Source organism: Pseudoalteromonas piratica (assembly GCF_000788395.1).
GTDB lineage: Bacteria > Pseudomonadota > Gammaproteobacteria > Enterobacterales > Alteromonadaceae > Pseudoalteromonas > Pseudoalteromonas piratica.
In genome coordinates, this window is the sequence record NZ_CP009889.1 from 1,512,412 (window position 1) to 1,536,126 (window position 23,715).

Sequence of the window (23,715 nt, forward strand, 5' to 3'; positions counted from 1 at the left end):
CCACTGATAGATTCGCCTTTTGAAGATAACGTCTTATTAAGTATAGAGTTATATCGAGAAGTTGCTGTGTAATTACAAAACTTAAAGTTACCGTCTTCGACAAACATTAATTAAGTCATCATTACTCAAGCAGATCCATTCAAGACGTGTCTAATTGTTAAAAGTTACCAACATTTTCAAACAAATTACCCAAAGTAGTTAAAAGCACGCATTGCTACGCTAAATGCAACTATTACTAACTGAGTAAACTAGGATGTTAACCGCTAAAGGGCTTTATAAATCTCTACTATTTTCTGTTGTGTCACTTACCCTTGTTGCCTGTTCAAGCGACAAAGAAATCGAAGTTTCGAAACCAAATGATGGTCAAACTTTAGCGCAATACGTCGCAAGCCAAGACTTTTCTGGCGCGGTGTTAGTCGCTAAAGATGGAGAAATTTTACTGAACCGTGGCTACGATTACGCCGAGCGTGCTAACAAAGTAGAAAACACCTCCGAGACCATATTTCGCATAGGTTCGATTAGTAAACAATTTACAGCGATGGCTGTATTGATTCTCGAAGAACGTGGTCTTCTCTCATTGGATGATACGCTTGCCATGTACCTAAATGACTATCCAAATGGTGAAACTATTACACTTACACATCTGCTCAATATGACCAGCGGCATTAAAAACTATACTGAAATGGGAAACTTCTCTTCTTACAAAAATACGTCGCTAACTCCGCTTCAATTAATTGAAAAATTTAAAGATGCACCGCTCGAATTTACGCCGGGTAGCCAGTTTAAATATTCCAATTCAAACTACGTGATTGCAGGTTATATTATTGAGCAAGTGAGTGGTAAAACGTATGCCCAGTTTATTGAGCAAGAGATTTTTCAAAAGCTCAATATGACTAACAGTAGTTATGGCAAAGATAAAATTGGCTATGATAATTTTGCACAAGGCTACAGCAACAATAAGCCGGTTGGCGGTATTTCAATGACAGTACCTTATGCCGCGGGCGCATTAGTGTCCACGGTGGAAGATTTATATAAATGGCATCAAGGTGTTGCCAACCGCATGCTAATTTCAGAAGAAGCTACACAAAAAATGTACACTGTAGGCTTAAATGGCTATGCCCTTGGCTGGAATATAAGTACTAATCGCCACAATGAAAAGTTCTATCAACATGGTGGCGGTATTGATGGCTTTGTGAGTTACATTTTACGCTCAGAAGACAATGGTTACTTTGTTGCTGTACTTGCCAATGAAGAGGAGTTCCCTTCAGGTAATATGGCTTTCAATATTATGAGCTTGGTGGATGTAGATTAAACTGCGCTTGGGCAACGCTTGTTGCCCCAATTACTTTTCGTGTAATCCTTGATTCATATTCTTACCACCAAGAAACTGTTTTCGCGGAGTGTAATTAATCCAATCCGTTTGTTTGATAATTTTATACTTGTCGTTGAACTGATGAACAATAACAAATAGCCAAGGCCCTAAAACTTGACCATTATATTTGAATTGATTGAAATACCCCTCAGTTATAACGTTACGACCGTCAATTACTTGCTTTGAAATAGTTAAAACGGGTTTGCCCGCGAGCATTTCAAATTGACCCTTATCCCATGCAAAAAAAGTTCTGATCTCTTTTTTATTATTAAGTGAATTGCCATAAATGATGTCTTCTAATTGAGCTTGTTCATCATAAAAAGCCATAAATCGCTCAAAGTCAGTTCGCTCGCTATATACCGTGTAATACTCATCCACCACATTTTGTAAAAGATGTTTCTTATTATCCGTTACAGAGCAAGCATGCAGCAAAAATGTGCTTACTAATATCAATAAAACCCTATTAAAAGTATCTTGCATTGGCTCAGAGCTCCATTAAAAGGCATGCGAAAAATAAACTCATAATAATGATAAATGGTTATACCATGCTTGAATCATCTTCTACACAGTGACTAAACAAAAAGAAACGTCACACGTAAAAAAGGCTCAAATAATTGAGCCTTTTTTACACTAACTTGAACTGAGTTAGAAAAAGTATTTATCAATTTCCGTTTGTGTCATTAAATGAATATCATCCGCAGGCGCCGCATTTATTGTGAAAAAATAAAACTCTGGGCCAAGTTCTTTGCCTAAGATTTCCCTAAAATACGTTAACTGCGCACCGTGAGCAGGGTCTTTTTGGCTTAGCTCTCCCGCGTCTTTATCCCCTTTACAACACCACGCATGCACACCCAATTTACCGCCAGCTTGATACTCTTTTGTGATGCCAGCTGCATATAAATCAACCCCGCCAGAATACGCTTCGCCATCTGCATTCATCACAGTCGTGTACTGACCTTGGCGTATTAGTCTGCCTGTGTGCATATTAATAGCATCGTTTACTGAACCAGCAACACTTTTAAACACAATGCGATTTACGCTTGGGTGGTCCAGCGATAAGTCTTGAAATTGAACATACGTTTTAGTGCCAAGTATGCCAGATAACACCGCTGAATTATTTGTCACAACTAGCTGGCTGCTTCCCCCTGAGATCAAGCTTTCATTAAACATCAAAGTAAGGTCATACTGCCCAAACGTTGTTTGATCTACAATACGTCCTGTAATTGTAAAGCCAGCATCTTGCTCAATTACTTGCAAATCCTCGCCAATCAGCGCATTTTCATTATCACTGTTCCTAACAACAGCCAAACTGCTTGTTGGTTTCTCTTCATCAAAGTCAAAACCAAGCTCAATAACGCCCTCTTCGTAACGGATATAAAGCGCACCCTCATCCATATCGATATCAAGTAACTCAATTGTTGAATTCTTACCATCTATTTGCACATTATTCTCTGTTACTTTCGTTTTATAGTCAGCAACGTACGCTGCAATATCTGCAGGTTTAATAGTATGTACTTCGGCCGTCGTAGTTGTGCTCGAATCTGAAGATGATGAACCACCACAACCTGCCAATAAAATAGCTGCTGCAATCATCGATGGGAAAAATAGCTTCATAATGCGTTCCGTTATGCTTAATAAAATCGCCGGCAAGATTATCACCGAAGCGTGTAAGATAACGTTTTGCTTTGTGAGCAACTGTAGTATGACGCTACATTTTAAGACAGCTTTTAACAAAGAAGTACTTGCTTCTTAAACGTTTAATGAAAGAGGGGAGGCCTTGTTTAGCGTATCAACAAGGCACGATAATAAATACTTATAACTGATTTAAGCCTTGTCGATTAATAAATGAAAACACGTGGCCAAGCACCTGTTGTTGCAGTGCTTTACGGTCAACACCTTCACGGTCTTTACATAACAATATTCCTTGCGCTTTAAAGTTATGTTCACACTCATTAATATAAATAAAATGCCCAGCGCCCTGTTCTATGCCAATTAGATCTGCATTTCTAATATGCTCAGCATAATATTGTGCATGTTGTTTAAACGGCAGAAAGTCATTTTCAACTGAGCCAATCACTAAGGTGGGTACTGTCACGTCCATCAAACTGGTTTCATTCACCGCGTGACCAAGCGCTGGATCAAGTGAGATAATTGCTTTAATACGCGCATCCACCATACTCGCTTGCACTTTACTGATTTTGTGAATTTTATCTTTTGTGTATGGTGTTGTTTGTTGCGTGTTATAAGCACAACTTTTATCGTTTTTCGCAGTATCTAACGCACAATAACGTTCTGATTTTCCGGCTTCTAGCTTCGCACCCGCAAGCGCTAATGCCGTGAAGCCACCAGCGGAGTGACCAAGCATTAATACATTACTGTTATCGATATCTAGATTAAGTAAGCCTTCGTTAGTTAATTGCTCAATAACAAAGCTAACCTCTTGCGGGCGCTGCCAAAAACGCGCAAGCACACTTGGATCTATGGTGTCTTTACCATATACCCACGATTCACCATAGTGAGCAACGCCCACAACAAGCCACCCCTGCGATGCGAGTGCATAACCTAACCAGTTCATTTCAATGGGTGAGCCAAATGCTCCATGCGAAATTAACGCAAGTTTACGTTTATTTTGCGATGCTGCTAAACAAATTGTCTTACCACATTGCAGCTCACCAGCCAAATACCAGAACTTAGTCTTCACGGGCTGATTAGTGGTGCTATTAAAAAAATCTACGTCAGTTGAGTGTAAGTTACCTGACTTTGTTATTTCTTTGGCTGAAACACTGTCAACAGACATTGCGGCAACTACAATACACACAAGTAATAAAAGTTGAGTTAACTTCATAAAATGCTAGTCCTTTTCTTTAGTTAGCTTCACTTTAACCAAAAACGAGTAAGCAAACTGTGCAGAAAGTGCGATTATGAATTAGTCATCACTTTCTACTGCGAAATACAGTTCGGTAATTAATTCTTGCGGCGGCGTATCTGCCGGGTTATTTAAGTAATACTGAACAATATGCTGATCTTTCAATCGTATTTGGTTTGGCAACACCCAATGCGCATACACCTGAGAAATGGTTTGCCACATTGTGCTGTGAGGTCCTTTATGGGTAAAGCATGCGTAACGCCCCACATGCAGCGTATAACTATCTAATTGTTGTGCTTGCGTTAATCCTTTTACAAATCCTGCAAAAAATTGGCTTTGTGTTTGCTCGCCAACCCAAGGGTTATCAATTGCCACACCGATAGGTTGAAGCTCTCTAAAATCAAGGGGTTCTGCAAGCTCGGCTAAACGCTGATACAACTGCCCTGCCACATTTGAAAATGATTGTTCGGTAAAACCTGTGCCATAGAGCCCCCAAATATTTGTATCGGATAGGTCTCGCCAAGTTGGCTCAAGCGCTGTGTTCTTCGCTAACTTTTTAGGCGGTAAATTACCCGCTCTTACATTAAGTGGTGATTTACCGTTTAAGATATCAGAGGGTGTGCAGCCAAAGTTAGTTTTAAATGCGCGGGTAAATGACGAGGGCGAGTCATAACCTACACTTAGTGCCACATCTAAGATATTATTGCCGCCGTTTTGTAATAAAAACATCGCTTTTTCGAGTTTCTGCCGCTTGATAAAGTCACCAAGTTGGAATCCTGTTGCAGCAAAAAACAGACGGTTAAAATGATACTTTGAAAATCCTGCGTAATCGGCCAGTCCTTCAATGTTTATTGCTTCTTCACTGTGATCATAAATATATTGTGCCACCTGGCTTATTATTGTGGCATTAAACTGTGAAGTGCTGTTTGTCATTGTTTTATTGGACGATTTTTATAATTATCTTACTAAAGTAGCTAATTAATCTTGAGGCGTCTACTGAATTATTAAGGCCAAAAAAAAGCCTTATTGATGCGCATCAATAAGGCTTTAAACTTTTAAATTAGAGTCTTACTCAAAGGGGAGTAAGAAAAATCTCATTAAAGCGTATCTTCTAACCACTTAAAGAACTCACGCTGCCATACAATGCCATTTTGCGGCGTAAGTACCCAGTGATTTTCTTCTGGGAACAGCATAAAGCGGCTTTTCAAACCACGTAATTTAGCTGCTTGGAACGCCGCAATACCTTGCTCAAGCGGTACGCGGTAGTCTTTAGCACCATGAATAACAAACATGGGTGCATCCCATTTTTCAATGTGGTTAATTGGGTTGAACTGACCATACGCTTTTTTCGCTGCTGCATTATCTTCCCAATATGCGCCACCTAGTTCGTTATTTACGAAAAACAACTCTTCGGTCGTGCCATACATACTGCGTAAATCGAAAATACCACAGTGCGCAATAAAGGTTTTAAAGCGGCCTTCGTGATTGCCCGCTAAATAAAACGCTGAGTAACCGCCGTAACTTGCGCCCACGGCACCAATGCGCGTGTTATCCACGTATGACTCTTTCGCAACATCATCAATCGCTGCAAGGTAATCTTCCATTACCTGACCGCCCCAGTCATTGCTAATGTCTTTGTTCCATTGCTCACCATGACCTGGCATACCACGACGGTTAGGCGCAACAACAATGTAACCCTGAGATGCCATTACCTGGAAGTTCCAACGGAATGAGTAGAACTGAGAAAGCGCAGACTGTGGACCACCTTGTAAATAAAGTAGCGTTGGGTACTTTTTGCTCTTGTCAAAGTTAGGTGGGTAAATCACCCAAGTTACCATGTCTTTGCCATCGGTGGTTTTTACCATGCGTTTTTCAACATTTGGTAAGTCTAGTGAAGCATATAAGGCATCATTTTCTTTGGTAAGCGCAGTAAGTTTTTTGCTACCAAGATCAAAGCGATAAATTTCACGCGCGGCATTCATGCTGTTACGCGTTACCACAAGCTTATCTTTTAGTACTGCAACAATACCATTTACATCAAACTGACCATCGGTAAGTTGTTTAATTTTAGGCTTGGCTTTGGTTTTAGTGTTAACCGACACTTGGAATAACTGCACCGTGCCTTTTGTTGGCGCCACAAAGTAAATTGTTTTACCGTCTGGGCTCCATTTGAAGCTGTTTACAGTACCATCCCAATGCGCAGTTAAGTTGTAGTCACGGTTTTTAACACGAACAATAATATCTTGTTTATCTGCTTCGTTGCCCGCTTCATCCATTTGTAACCATGCTAAATGGCCTTTTGGTGAAAACGCAGGGTACTTATCATAGCCAAGATTTTTCTCGGTAAGATTAGTCGTTTTCTTGCTTGCTAGGTTGTAGCGATAAATATCGGTATTAGTGCTTTGAACATAGTCAGTACCCGTTAGCTTTTTGCTCACGTAGTAAATGTTTTCACCTTTTGGGCCCCAAGTATAATCAGACGTACCACCAAACGGTGCGGTCGGGCTTTCAAACGGCATGCCCTGCATAATGTCGACTTTTTCTTCTGTTTTTAAGTCTTGATAGAATACGTGCTTAAAGCTACCGTCTTTCCACGTATCCCAATGGCGATAGTTCAAGTCATCAAAAACATACGCATTGGCTTTGCCAAGTTCTTTATGGCGATCCGTTGCTAAAATATCTTCTAACTTAACTTTTTCGTGAAACAACTTTTTGCTGCCATCAGGTGAGATACTTTTATCAATCACCACGCCTTGATAGGCTTCAAGTAATTGAGATTCGCCACCTTTCAGTGAAACTTGATACACTTTGCTGCTGAAATCGTTCTTCTCAACACTTGGTGTGGTTACTTTATAAATAAGGTGTGTTTTTTCTTTATTTAAACCTAATGCGCTTACACGCTTTAATTGCCAAAGTTTCTCAGGTGTCATAACCTCATTGGCGTAGGCACCGGCGCTGAGCGCTAATCCCAAGCTTACAGATACAATTGTTCGCAACATCGCGAAACTCCTTTAAAGAATAGACCTGCTAAGACTACAGAATTATCCCCGTATTTGAAAAGTGCTATGCGATTAAAAAAACAAAAAGCGGGTATAAAACCCGCTTAAACGTATGTATTTAAAAGTGTATGGCTAATTTTCAGCCTTTTAGCACACAAAATAACATCGAAGAAAAAAACCTTATGTTAAAGCTTAGGCTGCCTTAAGATAAGGTTCTCGCCCCTTGTGCTTATTGTTGCGTTGGTAACTGCCTTTGCCTTTTTTCGCTTTTTCTACTTTGCTTTTAAACAATGTACTGGTAACTAATGCTTTAATAGCATTGTCTTTAATCTCACCACGACCATGGTCATGCTGCAACTTTTTAACTTTGCTCATCACTTTCCTCTTGATTAAAAATGAGTCAATTAATTCGCCGCAATAGTATCTGAACATTTTAAATACACAAGCATTTCATTCTCTTTTTTTAAGTTTTTTAACCATGTATTATCGTCCGTTAAAAAGTGTATTTACTAGGCTACAAATGGCCAACATTTACTTACAACTTTCGCAATAATCATCCGCAATAATTACACCTATAAATACTTTCTCAATAGGTGCAACATGACGTTTTTAACCAAAGCCACAACCCTAACAGCAGCATTACTTTTAACTGCATGTGCTCATCATAATAATGTTCGACCAAGCAGTGACGGTAATCACTACATCGATTTATATGGCGAAACAAAATCTGACGTATCGGAAAAGGCTTTCGATCAAGCAAAATCGTATTGCAAAGAGTCGAAATCAACACCGTATGTTGTTTCTGAAAACGTTGATTATATTGGCAATATGGATGAAGAAGATTACTTAACAAAACGTAATATCGCGAAGGCGGTAGAAGCCGCAGGTACCGCTATGTGGATTTTTGGTCGCAGCCATGTGGACGATGCGGGTGCCGCTTTGAGTATTGGTGGGGATATTGCTGGCGACTCGCTTGGTCACCCTTATCAACTCCATTTAGTATTTAACTGTGGTTAATTTATATCACGAGTTAACGCTATTTTTAATGCTTAAAAAAGCGTAAAACAACTCAAAATAGCAAAACGAGGGCTTACCAGCATTGTTCAAAACACAACAATGAAGAGTAAGCCCAAAGCCTATGAGTGAGATAACCACCGCACAAAAAACGAGTGAATATTACCCATCACACTTATTAAATTCTTCATTCGCTTTTTCATAAACGGTGCAGAAGTCATCACTACCATTACTCGCTTTTATTTGTTGCCCATCAAATAATGCATTTATAACTTTAGATTTTGTGACTGTAAGGCGTTTATTTCTACATGATTTTACTGCCATATCACCGCATTCAGCAGCACTTGCAGCTTCTTTGAACTTAGAACAATTCTGTTTACCCTTACATTTTTTATAACTGATCGCTTCTTTACCCGGACACGCTGTGCGTGTGTATTTAATTTCACAGGTACCGGCTTGTGCAACACCACTAAATGCAAAGTAAGGTAAAGTGGTCATTAAGCATAAAATAAATACTCTCATTAATGTGCTCCTACGTTTTAAATTTACTCATTAGTTCTCGTTGAGTTTCTGCCATTGAGGCTAACTGTTGGCTAGCTTGATTATTTTCCTCAGCATGGGCCGCAGATAGCTCCGTGTTTTCTTGCATCTCCATCATATTTTCATGTTGACTCAACGCAGCGATACTCTGCTGCTCGGCAGCCGTTGCTATTTGTTGACTCATATCTTTAATTTTAGTGATGCCTGTAAGAATTGAGTTCAGCATTACATCAACACTTTGAATGCCATCAACGCATTGCTGTGTTTCACTTTGAGACTTAGACATTGTCTCCACAGCTTGCTTCGCACCTTGTTGTAAATTCTCGATTGCTTGTTGAATTTCTTGCGTCGCATCGTGGGCTTTTTGCGCTAACGTTCTTACTTCATCAGCTACCACGGCAAATCCACGACCTTGCTCACCTGCCCGAGCAGCCTCAATCGCTGCATTTAATGCCAATAGGTTTGTTTGCTCTGCTACACCACGAATAATATCGAGCACCGAGCTGATATTGTTGGTGTCTGCGTTCAGTGACTCAATGGCAGTGGCTGACTGAGTGATTGCATCATTAAGTAAATTAATATTGGCAATATTGGTATTGAGTACAACCTGCCCTTGCTCAGCATCTTGATTCGCTTGGTCTACTTGCTCTAACGTGCTGTGAATACTATTGGAAACCGATTGAACGGTGTCTTTCATCTCTGAAATAGAATCAGCCATAATTTGCATCTTTTTGTGTTGAGACGACGCACTTTCATAGCTTTGTTGCGCGATGGTATTGGTTTCCTCGGCTGTGGTAGCCAACCTATTCGAGTTATTAGATATTTCTTTTAACGTACTGCGTAATGTATTAACCAAGCTCTGCATATTATCAGCGAGTTCACCGAGCTCATCGTCACGCATTTTTGTAAATTGCACTGTCATATCGCCCGTAGCCGCTTGCTTAATCTGCTCCACGGCTTGAGATAAAGGTTTTTTGATCGATAGTGTTACAAAGTAGGCAACGATACCTGATAGCGTTAAAGTGAAGAGTGTCAAAATACTGGTAATGATTTGATTTTGTTTTACTAACTCAAGCGCAGTATTTTTAATATCAACACTATCCGCTTTAATATTCTCATTAAGTTGATGCAACGTTTCTCTCGCATTATCACCCAGTCGCTTCGCTTGTTTTAATTGCTCTGATACTTCTTTTTGTCGTTTTAAACTGTCAATTCTCGCTTTAATTGCACTTTCATTACCTACTAAGGCTTTTAAAAATCGTCCCAAGTTATCTTTCATCAAAATAACTGATTCATCATTACGTAAACTTGGTGCCTTTGAAAACGTGGCAAATAACTCTGTTATACGGTTGTTTGAGTCTTTAAGTGTTGATTCAATACTTAATATTTCAAATACAATGTTTGATGCAAGTGCACTGTTTGCCTCATCAACACTGGTTTCAACTTCAGTAACAAATTCACTAATCGCGTTATTAATGGCATCGTCATCGCTAAGTCCCTCCAGATCATAAGCAAGGCTTAGGCTTTCATCCCCCATATCACCAAACTCTCGGGCTCGCTCTTTAGTCACTTCGAGCAATTTAAGCATACTAAAGTAATCGTTAATGACTTCATCGGAAGCGCTTAAAAAGTCTTCGTTGTGTGATTTTGTCTGGGTAAATAATTCGGCGAGCTTTCTGTGATCTTTTATAACGGCTTCTAACCCGTTAACGGCTTGTGTATTCCCTAAATTGGCTTTTTCAATGATAGAACGTAAAGCCGTAGCTTGTTTAAGATTCTCTGTCGAAGCCAGTTCAACTAGCGCGAGTTCAGCGACTAGAATGTTCTCAGACAAATCAGCACCTGCGATTAACGCTGGTACACTTTTTTCGCTAACTTGCTCAACACCGGTACCTATTGTTCGAATACCGAGTAATGCAACAAGGTAAATAATAAATGAAAGCGCAAGTAAAATTGCAAAACCGCCAAATATTCTTACAGATACAGTGAGTTTCATAGAGCCGCTACTAACTTTAACCAATGTAATAGGTATAGCAGCTGGTTATCGTTTTTTCTAAAAAAGCGTACTTAATTCATTTTTATTTTGAAATACTTACTCATCATTTCTTCGACCGCACATTGTTTTTATCGGCTTATAGCAACAACAATATACTAGCGATAGATATTCCAAGCGGTAAAACCTTATTTGAACTGCCCACAGGCAACGGCCCTGATGGTATTGCTTATTCTCCAATAGTGTTGGAGTAAAACAAGTAATAATCAGATCAGATGCTAACAATCTGATGCGGTTTTTATTTGCCAAAGCTGTGGCAAAGTAAGTTTGCGCGTTTCTTTCGACAATAAGGGGTTTTCTAACGCGAGTAATACCCTCTCAGTGATGCCTAATTTATTGTTGAGATGCGCCACATTAATGTAACTTTCAAAAACACATTGAAAACTGCCATCAGCAACAGCCAGCTTTAAACCATGCTCTAAACGCTCGGCTAACGCGGGTTTTGACTTAGCAACAAAAAAGAAAATATACGAAGGGTAATGGATTAACATTGTAGGTTCTACCGCTAATTTATCATCTTGCAGTGTTTCAATTTCAACCAGAGTTTCATTAATTGCGCGAGGGAAATGATCTATTCTTCGACGCTTTAATAACTCAATCAAAGAATCATAGTGACTGGTACCAAGTACTAACATCTCATTGGACTTTAAAATAGTATAATCAGGCCAGTCATGTCCTTGACCTGCAATCATATCATTTAAAAAATGCGTCACGTCTTGATTCAAAAATTCATGTTTGCGTTCATTCAAAATTAAGGAAATACGGTACCCCATCATGCCGTTAAGCAGTGGCACCCTAATTGGAATAGCTTCAAGTTCTCTTTTAGCTGAGGTCACAGTCCAATAAACATCAATCACACCATGATTTAGCTCGATAAAAAATCGATCTTGCACCATCATTTCTTCTGTTTTAACTATCTCAGCAGCACCGTATTGTTCGCGTGTTTTATCAAGTGCTAATTTCAATAACTTTGTATAGTAGGCGTGAGAATTAAAGTCACTTTCACTACTTGGGATCACTCTAATTTTAGTTATTTCTTGAGGTGTTTGAGACAAGTTCCCTTCTGTCACAGCAATACTAGACTTTGAACAAAACATAGCAAAAACAAATAGCAAACATCGGAAATAGTAACTGTCATTTACAAGCATAAAAGTCCACTTTTCATCTTATAAGTCCAATCATTACATTCAGTTTAGGACAACAGAAAATTTAAACCGAGAATATTAAACATTATCCAGTTAAAAAAACTGGCTAATATTTTTTTGAAATGCAATTAAGTCCATTCACTTAATGTACGTCTAAGCCGTTTTCCCACTTTTAATTTATATTCCCATCAGCGGGAAGTTCCACATTAACCTAAAAATTCAAGCGATTGATTTAATTGGCTTTATTTTTTGGCACAGCGTTCGCTATAGCTTAACCACCAAAAGTTATGAAGTTAGTCAGATGGATATTAAACACAGCCTTGCGAGTAATAATAAAAAGAAACGTTGGCCGATGCCGCTCGCGATTATTTTATCGCTCAGTTTAGTTGTTGGGTTTGCGTCCTCGTTTAGTGATGGCGATGCAACAATTAACCGAAATGAGCTATTGTTTGCAGACGTCAATAGCGGTTCACTTGATTTAACGGTTTCGGGGTTTGGTCAACTGCGCTCTAAACACAGCCGCTTTATTACTGCGCGCTACCAAGCACAAGTAGAGCAAGTATTTCATTTACCAGGCAGTCGCGTAACAAAAGACACCGTGATTTTACGCCTATCAAATCCCACACTTGAGCAACAACTGAACCGTGCTCGTTTAACGCTTGCTCGTCAAAAAGCTAATTTTGAAGCGTTAAAACTTAGCCAAAAAAGTGAAAAGCTTAACCTTGAAGCAAATCTGACTTTACTTGAAAGTGAACTTGCTAACGCCAACTTACGCGCAGAGGCTGAGCAAAAACTGATTGAGCAAGGCATTGTTTCTACCCTAGATTATAAACGCTCTCAATTAGCGGTTTCGCAGCTCAGTAAACGTGTTTCTCTTGCCAAGCAGCAGCTCAGCCAAGCAAGTGATTTACACAATCAACGCTTACAAGTTGAACGCGAGTTAATGCGCGAATTTGAGCTCAGCTTTAACGCCGCGCAATTAGATGTCGACAAACTGAATGTGACCGCAGGCATCAATGGCATGCTACAAGCAGTCAATGTAGAGCAAGGCCAATCTGTCCAAATGGGTGCGCCATTGGCAGTGGTAGGCAGTGAGCATCAACTACTTGCTGATTTACATGTGCCAGAGCGCGAAGCAAGCCGCATTGAGGTCGAACAAAAAGCTGTAGTAAACACATTTGCAGGCACAGTGTCAGCAGTGGTTAATCGAATTAACCCAATTGTCAGCGATGGCCGTATTAGCATTGAACTTGAACTGACAGGCACTTTACCAAGTAACGCGCGACCAGAACTCACTATTGAAGGTGACATAATCACCGATGAACTCAATCACGCCCTTTATGTACGTCGTCCAAGCTTTATTAGCGGCGATGCAATGCGCCATATTTTTGTTTTAAACCCAAGCACAAATCAATTGATTAAAACCCAAGTTGAGTTTGGTAAACTAGCCGGCGATAACATAGTTATCAATTCAGGTGTAAACGCCGGTGACAGCCTTGTAATTTCAGACAGCTCTGATTTTAAACACTTGCAAACAATAACGATTACAAATAATTAAGGAAGCAATCATGGACAATACACCGGTAATTGAACTGACCAATGTGTCAAAAATTTACTTTAGCGACGACGTAGAAACCCACGCATTAAGCGACATCAACTTACAAATTCACAAAGGCGATTATATTGCCATTAGCGGCCCGTCAGGCTGCGGTAAATCAACCCTTTTAAGCGTGATGGGGTTGCTTGATGATGTTACTAACGGTAGTTATAAAATTGAAGGGGTTGATACCAGCAGTCTTAATATGGATACCCTTGCCGAGCTCAGAAATTTACACATTGGTTTTATTTTTCAATCGTTTAACTTAATTGATGAACTCAGTGTTTACGACAATGTAGCCCTACCGCTTTTATACCGTGAACCCGCATTGAGTAAAACCGACATTGATACGCGAGTAAATACGGCTCTAAAACAAGTGGAAATTGATCACCGTGCTAAGCACAAACCAAATCAGTTATCGGGTGGTCAGCAACAACGTGTTGCTATAGCGCGTGCACTCGCAGGCAGCCCAAGTATTTTATTAGTGGATGAACCTACCGGTAACCTTGATTCAAAAAATGGTGATGCGGTTATGGCGTTACTTGCCGAACTAAACGAACAAGGTACCACCATTTGCATGGTAACCCACGATCCGCGCTATGCAGGCTACGCAAAAAAGCAAGTTAAACTACTTGATGGCAAAGTGTTGAACACTGGTAACCAGACAGTTAGCGCAATTGATGTAGAAACACAATTGGAGGCGCACGCATGAGTGTCCAACGCCTAACCAAACAAATCAAACATGCCAGCAGTTCACTGCTGCAAGCACCAGGCTTTACCAGTGCCATAGTGCTCACTTTGTCGCTCACACTTGCCTGCTTTTTTGTGGTGATGAGTTTATTTAGTAGCTACTTTATCAAACCGCTTAATGTCGATGACGAAGCGCGCCTTGTAGTGGTTGAACAAGACAACGTTTATTCGGATAAAAATAGCCCAGGATATCAAAGCTTCCAGTCGATTATTCACTGGTACAACAACCATGACAATTTCGATAAAGTTGCAGCAATCAATATTGGCGAAGACGTGATCATGAATTTGCCAGGTCAGCCAAAATTGAATATGACCTTTGCCAGTGATGATTATTACGACATTACCAATATGCCGCTTGCTCTTGGCAGCTATTTAACACCACAACAACGCCTAGATGATAAAAGCACTGAAGTGCTAATTAGTTACCAAATCTGGCAAACCTACTATAACGGCGATAAAAACGTGTTAGGTAAAACCATTGAACTGGTGAATGCCCAATACAAAATTGTTGGTGTGGTCGGTAAAGAATACGCAAACCCATTTATGTTTAATCGCAGTAAAAGTGATCTATGGTTTCACTTCAGCTCAGACCTGCGTTTTTATAATGAGGATCGCCCAAGCCCTTGGTGGAACTTATTTGGTAGTCTCAAGCTTATTGGCACCTTAAAAGAGGGCGAAACAAACGAATCAACCAAAGCGTTTTTACATGCTCGTTTATTAGAAATAAAAAGTGAGTGGAAAGCGGTATTTGATGAAGTAGACGACATTGTGCCGATCGTCACGAATTTTCGTGAAAAGGAACTTAACGGCAACGATACCTTAGCAATTTTTATGTTAGTGGGCGTGGTCAGTCTGGTGCTTATTGCCCTATTAAATGTCAGTAACTTGTTTATTTCTCGCGCCGTTGTTAAACACAAACAACTTGCACTGCAGGCCGTTTTAGGGGCAAAACGCCGAGTTATTTTCACCAGCATCTTAGTTGAATCAAGCCTACTGATGGTGATCTCAGCATTACTAGGGCTATTTTTTGCGGCCTGGGGCATTAAACTTTTTAAGTTTTTAAGTGCAGGACATTTACCACTCGTCAATGCAATCAATCTCGACCTTACCGTTGTTAGTTCTGCCATTATTTGCTGTGTGGTATTTGCCTGGTTATTTGCCTTTATTACCAGCCGTTTAATCAACTTTGGTCAACTTAGAACACAAATTCAAAGTTCAGGTAAAGGTGGTGTAAGCCAAATCAAAGGTAGTACGGTAAAACTGCTAATTGCGTTGCAACTTTTCTTAGCGACAGCACTTGTGATTGGTGCCACCATGGCATTAAACAAAACTTTAGAAACGCTATTACGACCGCTTGGCAGTGAAGTTGAGAATCGCTACAGCACCATGCTTTTTATCAACGATCAGGAACGCACCCTCGAACAAAAATACAATGACTTAGAAAAAATCCGCAATGCAGTGGCAAACATTGATGGTGTTGTTAAAGTCGGTCATGGTGATAGCCCCGTAAATGATGGGCTTCGCTCGAGCACGGTAAAAGATATGTCAGGTAAAGAAACGGTCTTTATTCCACAAGCTTGGGTAGGTCGTGATTACTTTGATATTACAGGGCTTAAAATCATAGAAGGGCGTACCTTTAGCGAAGCTGCTATCCGCGGCGAAAAACACGAATTCTTAGTCACTAAAGCCGTTAATGATTTACTCAAACCTGGTGGCAGTTTAATTGGCGAAAAATTCTTAAGTTTTGACCCAGATAATCCAGTAGAAGTGGTAGGTATTACTGAAAACTTTAATCATCCTAAATTTTTCGATAAACACCAAGGACGACACTTTTGGTGGGCAGCACAACCCTATGCATTTGGCTTAATCATTCAAATGGAGCAAGGAAAAACCCTAAACCGAGAGCAGCTGTTGCAAGCAGCCCGTACGGTTGATAGCCGCATTGGTCTTTGGAAATTTGATGTACTGGAAGATGAATACGCCAAAATGGTTCATATGGAACGTATTACGTTGAGCTTGAGCATTGTTTTGGCGCTCTTTACCTTAGTGTTAGCTGGTATTGGTATTTACGGTGTACTCAGTTATAACCTTGGCTTGCGCCGCTATGAGTATGGAATGCGAATGGCACTCGGTGCAAAACGTAAACGTTTATATCAGCAACTGTTGTCAGACACCTTGTTACCTTTAGCGTTTGCCTTTATCGCTGCAATAGGTGTAATGATTGGCGGCTACATGATGTTTAAAACACAATTAGCAAATTGGTTGCTTCTCAACTGGCTATGGCTCAGTATAACTGCCATAAGCATTGTAATGTTTGCCCTATTTGCCACCTTGTTCCCAATGAGCAAGTTAATAAACGCAAAGCCAATGGCAGCACTTAGAGATAACTAACCCAAATTAGGAATAACTATCTCTTATCTTAACCCGTTAACTAAAATCTTAGCGGGTTAAGATTTTATACTTATAAACAATGGACCTATGAAAAGAATACTGATTATTGATGATCATGTTGATGTGCGTTTATCAGCGCGCATTGTACTTGAAAGCCATGGCTACTCGTGCACTGAAGCAGATCACCCCAATGTGGGCCTAGCTTTGTTACAAAACCAGCAAATCGACTTAATTTTGCTTGATATGAACTTCACCAAAGACACCACCTCAGGTGAAGAGGGGCTTGGTTTTTTAAAAGAGCTTAACCGCCAACAATTGACCATTCCTGTGATTGTAATAACCGCCTGGGCAAAGGTAGATTTAGCTGTTAAAGCGATGCAACTTGGCGCATCCGACTTTGTCGAAAAGCCGTGGAAAAACGTCAAATTACTCGAATCCATCGAAAACCAATTAACGCTAGAAAACACCAGCGATAGCCAACCAAGCAACGGTTTTTTAGCTTTGGGCGAACACTCAAAAAGTTTGATTAAAGCAGCAACCCGCATTGCAAAAACAGATGCAAATGTGTTGATCACCGGTGAAAATGGCTCAGGTAAAAGTTTACTTGCACAATACATTCACGATAACAGCCCACGCGCAAAGCACGATATGGTCAGTGTGAATATGGCTGCTATCCCGGATAATTTATTTGAAAGTGAATTATTCGGCCACAAAAAAGGCGCATTTACCGACGCCAAAGAAAATCGCGAAGGGCGTTTTACCCTTGCCAACGACAGCACCTTATTTTTAGATGAAATTGGCACCCTGCCAATGCCGCTACAAGCAAAAATGCTCCGGGTACTTGAAACTGGCGAATTTGAAATACTCGGCAGCTCCAAAACGCAAACCAGCAATGCACGCATTATTTCGGCAACCAATGCCGACCTTGAAAAAGCCATCAGTAATGGCGAGTTCAGACGCGATTTATTGTTCAGGCTTAATACCTTAGTACTCACCATTCCGCCGCTTCGCGAGCGCCAAGATGAAATTGCTTTACTTGCCAATCATTTTATTAAAAAACACTGTCATCGCTATGGTTTTGAACCGTTGCTACTTACAAATGCCGCGTTAGAAAAACTCAAAACGCACAGCTGGCCAGGTAATGTGCGCGAGTTATCTCATGTGTTAGAACGCGCAGTGATTATGACCGATGGCGACAGTATTGATGATACACATTTGCAACTCGAGCTCAGTACACAACATGAAAGTGTGCCTCTAATGAATTTAGAGCAAGCTGAAAAGCTAATGATCAATAACGCACTTAAACACTTTGATGGCAATGTTATTGCCGCGGGTGAGTTTTTAGGACTGAGTAAATCAGCCATTTATCGCCGCATCGAAAAATTCAATATTAGCGTTAAAGAGAGCAACTAATGCAAAAGCACTCGTTAGAACGCACAGTCATCGCTCTTTTTACCTTGCCTTGTTTAATTTTATTGGGGCTAATAATATTTTTAATTGTGCACTTTCAACTCGATTTTCTTGAAGGCACAACACTGATTATCGTCCTGCTCGCGCCAAGTGTTGTGGTATTTACTGCACTTTATCGTCGATTTTTTAATACCCTCGACAGCGTCGCTGTGCAGCTTGATGGCTTAGCCAATGAGGAATTTACGGTGTGGCACCTTGCTAAATACTCAGCAGGCAGGGTTGCAGGGCTTAAGCGCGATTTACACACTATTGCCAAGCGCATTCAGAATAAACGCCATGAATATGCGCAAAACGAAAGCTTTATTTTTGATTTTATTAACGAACTTGAACTCCCCATAATCGTGATTGATAGCCAATCGCAGGTTTATCACCATAATCAAGCGGCATCCGATTATTATCAAACTGCTAACTTGTTAGGTAATGATTTAGCCAGTCTAGGGCTCAGTGTCGATGCCGATAAATGGCAACTAAAACAAAATAATCAACGTCATAAAGTGGTCGCACATCCATTGCAAAGAGGCAATCGGCATTACCGCTTATTAGTATTTGTATCGATTGAGCAATCACTTAGGCATAACGAAAAAGAAGCCTGGCAAAAACTCGTACGCGTACTTAATCACGAAGTACGTAATTCACTCACACCGATTTATTCAATGGCGCAATCACTGCAAGAGTTACCAAACAACACTCAGTCTGACCTTCAAACCACAATGCTTAACGTAATTGAAAAACGCGCTGAGCACTTGTTGGAATTTGTTGCTAGCTACTCAAAGTTGTCGCAAATCCCAAGCGCAAAATTTGCTAGTGTCTGCACAAATGAAATTGCCAAACGCTGCGAGGCACTGTTCCCAAATATTGATATCATCAATGAACACAATGGTAATATTGAATGTGATATTGAACAGCTCGAACAAGCTTTATTAAATCTTGTTAAAAATGCCAATGAGGCCAACTTAGCCGCTCACACCTCTGGCGTGACTATTCGTATAAGCAAGACTAATCAGTGGCAAATTGCCGTTGAAGATAATGGTATTGGTGTGGATTTAAACGATAACTTATTTGTGCCATTTTACTCGACTAAACCTGAGGGCTCGGGTATTGGTTTAGTATTAAGCCGCGAGCTAATACGAAATCAAAACGGTGAGTTAATACTTACAAACAAACCTCACGAACAAGGTGCTGTTGCCACTATTACCTTTGCTAATTGATCATGCTTGATAAGCTAAATTCGCTTGCTAAGTACCCCTTTTCTTTCTTTTGTTGTCTGATGAGATAAAGGGGGGTAATTCTGAGTGGATCTTGTCGACGAGTCTAAGTCTTTTTCGTCCCTATAATATAAACAAAATAAAACCACATATAACACAAAGTTCTAAAAATCTAATACATACACCCTATCGCCAATAAAAATCATTCGCATTACGATCCATGTTCCTTTTTTAGTGTCAGAAAAATATTATGGAAAACGTATCTGAACAAATGATTTTTGCCAGTGACAATGTGACTGCATTTGTAACCCCTAAAAGTGAATCAACTTTTATTTTCAATCAACAAAACCTTGCTGATTATGAATCTGGTTCCATTCAAGCATTATCCTATGTACATCAAGCAATTAGTAGTAATCAAAAAGTGTTTAATGGCAAGCTCGCTAATGAACTCAAAGATCTTGTCAGCAAAGTAAACTTAGATTCACCCGTAGGCAATACACGACAAGCATTAGAAGAACTTAAACACATTTATTTAAACAATGCTGTGTATTTCCACAACCCAAAATATGTCGCCCATTTAAATTGCCCTGTAGCGTATCCCAGTGTGATTGCCGAACAAATTCTTAGCGCCATTAACTCATCACTCGATACTTACGATCAAAGCGGTGCTGGCACATTAATGGAACAAAAGCTCATTGACTGGACTTGCAAGCAAATAGGATTTAATAGCGAAGCAGATGGTATTTTCACAAGTGGTGGTAGTCAGTCTAATTTAATGGCGTTGTTAATCGCAAGAGACTACTACGCTCAAACATTTCAAAATACCTCGCTACGTGATTCTGGGTTAACTGAGCAAGCGACTCGCTATAAAATTTTTACCTCTGAAGTCAGCCATTTTAGTGTGCAAAAATCCGCAGCCATTTTGGGACTTGGTTATGACGCTGTTGTATCAATACCAGTCGATAACGCATTTAAAATGGACACCCATGCACTAAGGCACGCCATAGAAAAAACCATTGAAGAGGGTGACACCCCTATTTGCGTCGTTGCCACTGCAGGTACAACTGATTTTGGCAGTATTGACCCACTGCATGCAATTTCTCAATTATGTAAAGCACACAATATGTGGATGCATGTTGATGCTGCTTACGGCTGCGGGTTGCTGGTCAGTAACCAACATAAAACAAAGTTAAACGGCATTGAAAACGCGAATTCCGTTACCGTGGATTATCACAAATCGTTCTTACAGCCAGTCAGCAGTAGCGCGTTCTTTATGCAAAATGGTCAACATTTTTCGTTACTTACGCACCATGCAGATTACCTCAACCCATTAAACACGGATACTGAAAAAACGCCGAACCTTGTTGATAAAAGTCTGCAAACCACACGTCGCTTTGATGCCCTAAAATTGTGGCTTACCTTACGTGTTATGGGCGCTGAGCAAATTGGCAACGTGTTCGACAAAGTGATTAAGCTCGCTAAGCAAACACACGCGATATTAAATCAAGATGATGAGTTTGAAGTGATCCATCAACCAGAGATCAGCACCTTGGTATTTCGTTTTTACCAAAAAAACTTACCCAATGAGCTACTAAATACCGTCAACAATCAAATAAAGGAAAAATGCTTCAAAGCTGGAGAATGCGCAATTGCCCGCACGAAAGTAAAAGGCGTGCAATACCTTAAATTTACCCTACTTAATCCAACCACCAGCATTAAGCATATTTCTGAAATTTTATCTGAAATCAAAGCCCATGCGTATCTTGAACTCTCACAACAGGTAACGGACTAATACCATGCAACCAACCTATGATTTTATTGCGATTGGCCTAGGCCCCTTTAACCTTAGCCTTGCTTGTTTAACAGAGTCAATCAACGATTTAAACGGTTTGTTCCTCGAACAACGTAGCGAATTTAATTGGCACCCGGGATTAATGATTGACGGTGTTCATCTGCAAACTCCCTTTATGTCTGATTTAGTGACCCTGGCCGACCCAACTAACCCATATAGTTATTTAAATTATGCAAAACAAACAGGTAACTTATATCAGTTTTATATTCGTGAAGACTTTTTCTTACTGCGTAAAGAGTACAACCAATACTGCCAATGGGCGTCAAAATCACTTAGTAATGTGCAATTTGAGCGACAAGTCGTTCAGGTAGATTTCAATGAATCTGAGAGCCTTTATTGCATATTTGCTAAAGACAGTGCGGGTAATACACATCAATACTTTGCCAAACACCTTGTTTTAGGCACTGGGCCTGTGCCAAATTATACCGCTGCGGTTGATAAAAACGCAGACGATATTATCCACTCAGGGCAATACTTAGCTAATAAAGACGCGCTCACACAGGCTAAAAAATTGGTGATTGTTGGCTCTGGCCAAAGCGCGGCTGAAATCTATTATGACCTGCTAACAGATATTCGTTCACATAATTATGAACTCACTTGGGTAACACGGGCACCTCGTTTTTTCCCACTAGAGTATTCGAAGTTAACCCTAGAAATGACGTCGCCTAATTATGTGGACTATTACTATGATCTGCCGCAAGCAAAAAAAGACGCATTGATAGCAAATCAAAAACACTTATACAAAGGCATAAATAGCTCTCTTATTAATGAAATTTATGATCTCTTGTATCAGTTAAAGCTCGATGGTGATGTACCAACGCGGTTACTCACTAACAGTGAATTAAAATCGCAATCAGGCCACAGTTTAGCGTTTCAACAAACCGAGGCCGAGCACAGTTTCACACTTGAATTCGATAAATTAGTCATGGCCACCGGTTTTAGCTACCAAGACCCAGCCTTCTTAAGCGGTATTGAGTGTCAGATAAACCGCGATAACACAGGGCGTTTTGCTGTCGCACGAGATTATTCTATCGACAAGCAACAACGTATTTTTGTGCAAAATGCAGAGTTACACACCCATGGCTTTGTCACCCCAGATCTTGGCATGGCATGTTATCGCAATAGCCAAATAATCAACCAGATTTTGGGCTATGCACACTATCAGGTTGAAACGCATACCACATTTCAAGAGTTTTTAGCGTCTGAAGCAACGCCCTGCTCTGAAGGGGAAATTGTGTAATGCGTATTTCGCTTAAAACCAGTTTGATTTTACTGACACTCATCTCAGTAATCTGCGACACCATGATTTTGCCTTTTTATCCTACTTTCTTTGCTGATCGTTTTGGCATAGACAATAGCCATCATGTGGGAGCTTACATTGCTGCAGTGTGCTTTACCGTTATGTGTGCTTTCCCCTACTGGGCAAAACTCGCCAAACGCGTTCATGAGGTACATATTTGGGTCGTAACTCAACTCATAGCAGCCTGCTTAGGCATTGCGTGTTTTTTTAGTACTGACATTGTTTGGTTCTGGGTGATTTCGCTTGCGATGCTGGTATTTAAAGCCAGCTACCTACTGATATATCCATTTGTATTGCGTTTGGAAGATCAACAATCCCATTTAGGTATTGTTGGCCTGTTTAGCGTATTGATGCACTTTGGTGGTATTGGTGGCGCATTACTCGGTGGTTGGGTAATTGATTTAACTGATATCCAAACCATTTATTTGATTATGGCACTGGGCGATATTGTACAAGTAGGTGTTTGTCTATATCTAAGTAAACAACTCAAGCTGAAGTGGGCACTGCATCCAAAGGTTTCTTCGCCTGTATTGCGTAAAAAAATACCAAACTTTATTTACACCATAGGTGCGGTGTCATTGTTAGTGTATTTTGCCGGGTTTCTTGCGCGTCCTTATTTCACACTGTACTGGCAACATGTTAGTGGCATCAGTAGTACCTTTATTGCCGGATTAATGTATGCAATTCCCGCTTGGATGGCATTGCTTGGACTTATTCTCAGCAAAAGTCGCCGCTCACTTAACTGGACCAGTCAGCAACACATTCTTGCTGGGCTAGGGTTTGCAAGTATTGGTTTGTGGCTACAAGCATCGCCTGATTGGCAGAGTGTTATTGTTGGCCGTATTTTACTCGGCTATGCAATGTTTGTAATCACAGTGAAGCTTGAGGTGTTATTGTTTTCGCTCAGCCAACCTGAGCACTATGGCGAAGACTTTGCCAAAATCCATTTTATGCAAAACCTAGGGGTTATTGCCGCATCATTTTTAGTTGGATCTCTCGTACAACCCAACGCCTACGATACGCCATTTTTAGTTGCATCAGGGGCAATGACACTGACGTTTTTCGTCTTTATTGGCCTATTTAAAGTATTTACGCATAGCGCCACACATTCTCAACCATTACCGCAAAATCAGCCTACTTTAGAATCAGAGAAATCTTGAA

General features: G+C 40.3%; 19 protein-coding genes. 10 read left to right on the plus strand and 9 right to left on the minus strand.

Going from position 1 to position 23,715, the window contains the following annotated elements:
* Positions 1-253 precede the first annotated feature (253 nt).
* The gene (locus tag OM33_RS21340) at positions 254-1,312 is read left to right on the plus strand and encodes a serine hydrolase domain-containing protein (protein ID WP_052141246.1); all 1,059 of its coding nucleotides are present in this window, start codon (positions 254-256) and stop codon (positions 1,310-1,312) included.
* A 30-nt stretch (positions 1,313-1,342) separates the two neighbouring features.
* Here OM33_RS21340 and OM33_RS21345 read toward each other — a convergent pair whose 3' ends face one another.
* The 6 genes from OM33_RS21345 to OM33_RS21370 form a co-directional block, all read right to left on the minus strand.
* Complete coding sequence (locus OM33_RS21345; RefSeq protein WP_040136646.1) at positions 1,343-1,852, minus strand: nuclear transport factor 2 family protein; 510 nt, start codon at positions 1,850-1,852, stop codon at positions 1,343-1,345.
* 165 nt (positions 1,853-2,017) lie between these two features.
* Positions 2,018-2,986: a hypothetical protein gene (locus OM33_RS21350; RefSeq protein WP_040136648.1), complete on the minus strand. Its 969-nt coding sequence runs from the start codon at positions 2,984-2,986 to the stop codon at positions 2,018-2,020.
* Between the two features lie 199 nt (positions 2,987-3,185).
* The gene (locus OM33_RS21355) at positions 3,186-4,217 is read right to left on the minus strand and encodes an alpha/beta hydrolase family protein (RefSeq protein ID WP_234402752.1); all 1,032 of its coding nucleotides are present in this window, start codon (positions 4,215-4,217) and stop codon (positions 3,186-3,188) included.
* Positions 4,218-4,298: 81 nt separating this feature from the next.
* On the minus strand, positions 4,299-5,171 hold the full coding sequence (locus tag OM33_RS21360; protein ID WP_040136650.1) for an AraC family transcriptional regulator: 873 nt from the start codon (positions 5,169-5,171) through the stop codon (positions 4,299-4,301).
* A 164-nt stretch (positions 5,172-5,335) separates the two neighbouring features.
* Positions 5,336-7,237, minus strand: a complete 1,902-nt coding sequence (locus tag OM33_RS21365) for a S9 family peptidase (protein ID WP_040136652.1) — start codon at positions 7,235-7,237, stop codon at positions 5,336-5,338.
* Positions 7,238-7,429: 192 nt separating this feature from the next.
* Entirely contained in the window at positions 7,430-7,612 is a 183-nt protein-coding gene (locus tag OM33_RS21370; protein ID WP_040136653.1) for an alternative ribosome-rescue factor A, read from the minus strand.
* A gap of 225 nt (positions 7,613-7,837) precedes the next feature.
* On the opposite strand from OM33_RS21370, the gene OM33_RS21375 reads away from it, so the two are divergent.
* Complete coding sequence (locus tag OM33_RS21375) at positions 7,838-8,254, plus strand: hypothetical protein (RefSeq protein WP_040136656.1); 417 nt, start codon at positions 7,838-7,840, stop codon at positions 8,252-8,254.
* Between the two features lie 159 nt (positions 8,255-8,413).
* Here the strand turns inward: OM33_RS21375 and OM33_RS21380 are convergent, their stop codons facing one another.
* From OM33_RS21380 to OM33_RS21390, 3 genes are all read right to left on the minus strand, one after another.
* Positions 8,414-8,773: a hypothetical protein gene (locus OM33_RS21380; protein WP_040136657.1), complete on the minus strand. Its 360-nt coding sequence runs from the start codon at positions 8,771-8,773 to the stop codon at positions 8,414-8,416.
* A gap of 10 nt (positions 8,774-8,783) precedes the next feature.
* Complete coding sequence (locus OM33_RS21385) at positions 8,784-10,787, minus strand: methyl-accepting chemotaxis protein (protein ID WP_040136659.1); 2,004 nt, start codon at positions 10,785-10,787, stop codon at positions 8,784-8,786.
* Positions 10,788-11,062: 275 nt separating this feature from the next.
* Entirely contained in the window at positions 11,063-11,899 is an 837-nt protein-coding gene (locus OM33_RS21390; RefSeq protein ID WP_199922579.1) for a hypothetical protein, read from the minus strand.
* A gap of 391 nt (positions 11,900-12,290) precedes the next feature.
* Here OM33_RS21390 and OM33_RS21395 point away from each other — a divergent pair, with 391 nt between their 5' ends.
* From OM33_RS21395 to OM33_RS21430, 8 genes are all read left to right on the plus strand, one after another.
* Positions 12,291-13,547, plus strand: a complete 1,257-nt coding sequence (locus OM33_RS21395; RefSeq protein ID WP_040136661.1) for an efflux RND transporter periplasmic adaptor subunit — start codon at positions 12,291-12,293, stop codon at positions 13,545-13,547.
* Positions 13,548-13,557: 10 nt separating this feature from the next.
* A complete protein-coding gene (locus OM33_RS21400; RefSeq protein ID WP_040136663.1) occupies positions 13,558-14,298 on the plus strand; it encodes an ABC transporter ATP-binding protein in 741 nt (246 codons plus the stop codon).
* Entirely contained in the window at positions 14,295-16,727 is a 2,433-nt protein-coding gene (locus OM33_RS21405) for an ABC transporter permease (protein WP_040136665.1), read from the plus strand. The genes OM33_RS21400 and OM33_RS21405 overlap by 4 nt, the downstream gene beginning before the upstream one ends.
* A gap of 87 nt (positions 16,728-16,814) precedes the next feature.
* Complete coding sequence (locus OM33_RS21410; protein ID WP_040136667.1) at positions 16,815-18,140, plus strand: sigma-54-dependent transcriptional regulator; 1,326 nt, start codon at positions 16,815-16,817, stop codon at positions 18,138-18,140.
* On the plus strand, positions 18,140-19,405 hold the full coding sequence (locus OM33_RS21415; RefSeq protein ID WP_040136668.1) for a sensor histidine kinase: 1,266 nt from the start codon (positions 18,140-18,142) through the stop codon (positions 19,403-19,405). Before OM33_RS21410 ends, OM33_RS21415 begins: the two co-directional genes overlap by 1 nt.
* A 247-nt stretch (positions 19,406-19,652) precedes the next feature.
* Positions 19,653-21,194: a pyridoxal phosphate-dependent decarboxylase family protein gene (locus OM33_RS21420; RefSeq protein ID WP_234402753.1), complete on the plus strand. Its 1,542-nt coding sequence runs from the start codon at positions 19,653-19,655 to the stop codon at positions 21,192-21,194.
* A gap of 4 nt (positions 21,195-21,198) precedes the next feature.
* Complete coding sequence (locus tag OM33_RS21425) at positions 21,199-22,494, plus strand: lysine N(6)-hydroxylase/L-ornithine N(5)-oxygenase family protein (RefSeq protein WP_040136670.1); 1,296 nt, start codon at positions 21,199-21,201, stop codon at positions 22,492-22,494.
* Positions 22,494-23,714: an MFS transporter gene (locus OM33_RS21430; RefSeq protein WP_052141248.1), complete on the plus strand. Its 1,221-nt coding sequence runs from the start codon at positions 22,494-22,496 to the stop codon at positions 23,712-23,714. The genes OM33_RS21425 and OM33_RS21430 overlap by 1 nt, the downstream gene beginning before the upstream one ends.
* Position 23,715: the final 1 nt, after the last annotated feature.

Coding starts and splice junctions, on each gene's coding strand:
- OM33_RS21340 (WP_052141246.1), top strand. CDS start 254: ATGTTAACCGCTAAAGGGCTTTATAAATCTCTACTATTTTCTGTTGTG.
- OM33_RS21345 (WP_040136646.1), bottom strand. CDS start 1,852: ATGCAAGATACTTTTAATAGGGTTTTATTGATATTAGTAAGCACATTT.
- OM33_RS21350 (WP_040136648.1), bottom strand. CDS start 2,986: ATGAAGCTATTTTTCCCATCGATGATTGCAGCAGCTATTTTATTGGCA.
- OM33_RS21355 (WP_234402752.1), bottom strand. CDS start 4,217: ATGAAGTTAACTCAACTTTTATTACTTGTGTGTATTGTAGTTGCCGCA.
- OM33_RS21360 (WP_040136650.1), bottom strand. CDS start 5,171: ATGACAAACAGCACTTCACAGTTTAATGCCACAATAATAAGCCAGGTG.
- OM33_RS21365 (WP_040136652.1), bottom strand. CDS start 7,237: ATGTTGCGAACAATTGTATCTGTAAGCTTGGGATTAGCGCTCAGCGCC.
- OM33_RS21370 (WP_040136653.1), bottom strand. CDS start 7,612: ATGAGCAAAGTTAAAAAGTTGCAGCATGACCATGGTCGTGGTGAGATT.
- OM33_RS21375 (WP_040136656.1), top strand. CDS start 7,838: ATGACGTTTTTAACCAAAGCCACAACCCTAACAGCAGCATTACTTTTA.
- OM33_RS21380 (WP_040136657.1), bottom strand. CDS start 8,773: ATGAGAGTATTTATTTTATGCTTAATGACCACTTTACCTTACTTTGCA.
- OM33_RS21385 (WP_040136659.1), bottom strand. CDS start 10,787: ATGAAACTCACTGTATCTGTAAGAATATTTGGCGGTTTTGCAATTTTA.
- OM33_RS21395 (WP_040136661.1), top strand. CDS start 12,291: ATGGATATTAAACACAGCCTTGCGAGTAATAATAAAAAGAAACGTTGG.
- OM33_RS21400 (WP_040136663.1), top strand. CDS start 13,558: ATGGACAATACACCGGTAATTGAACTGACCAATGTGTCAAAAATTTAC.
- OM33_RS21405 (WP_040136665.1), top strand. CDS start 14,295: ATGAGTGTCCAACGCCTAACCAAACAAATCAAACATGCCAGCAGTTCA.
- OM33_RS21410 (WP_040136667.1), top strand. CDS start 16,815: ATGAAAAGAATACTGATTATTGATGATCATGTTGATGTGCGTTTATCA.
- OM33_RS21415 (WP_040136668.1), top strand. CDS start 18,140: ATGCAAAAGCACTCGTTAGAACGCACAGTCATCGCTCTTTTTACCTTG.
- OM33_RS21420 (WP_234402753.1), top strand. CDS start 19,653: ATGGAAAACGTATCTGAACAAATGATTTTTGCCAGTGACAATGTGACT.
- OM33_RS21425 (WP_040136670.1), top strand. CDS start 21,199: ATGCAACCAACCTATGATTTTATTGCGATTGGCCTAGGCCCCTTTAAC.
- OM33_RS21430 (WP_052141248.1), top strand. CDS start 22,494: ATGCGTATTTCGCTTAAAACCAGTTTGATTTTACTGACACTCATCTCA.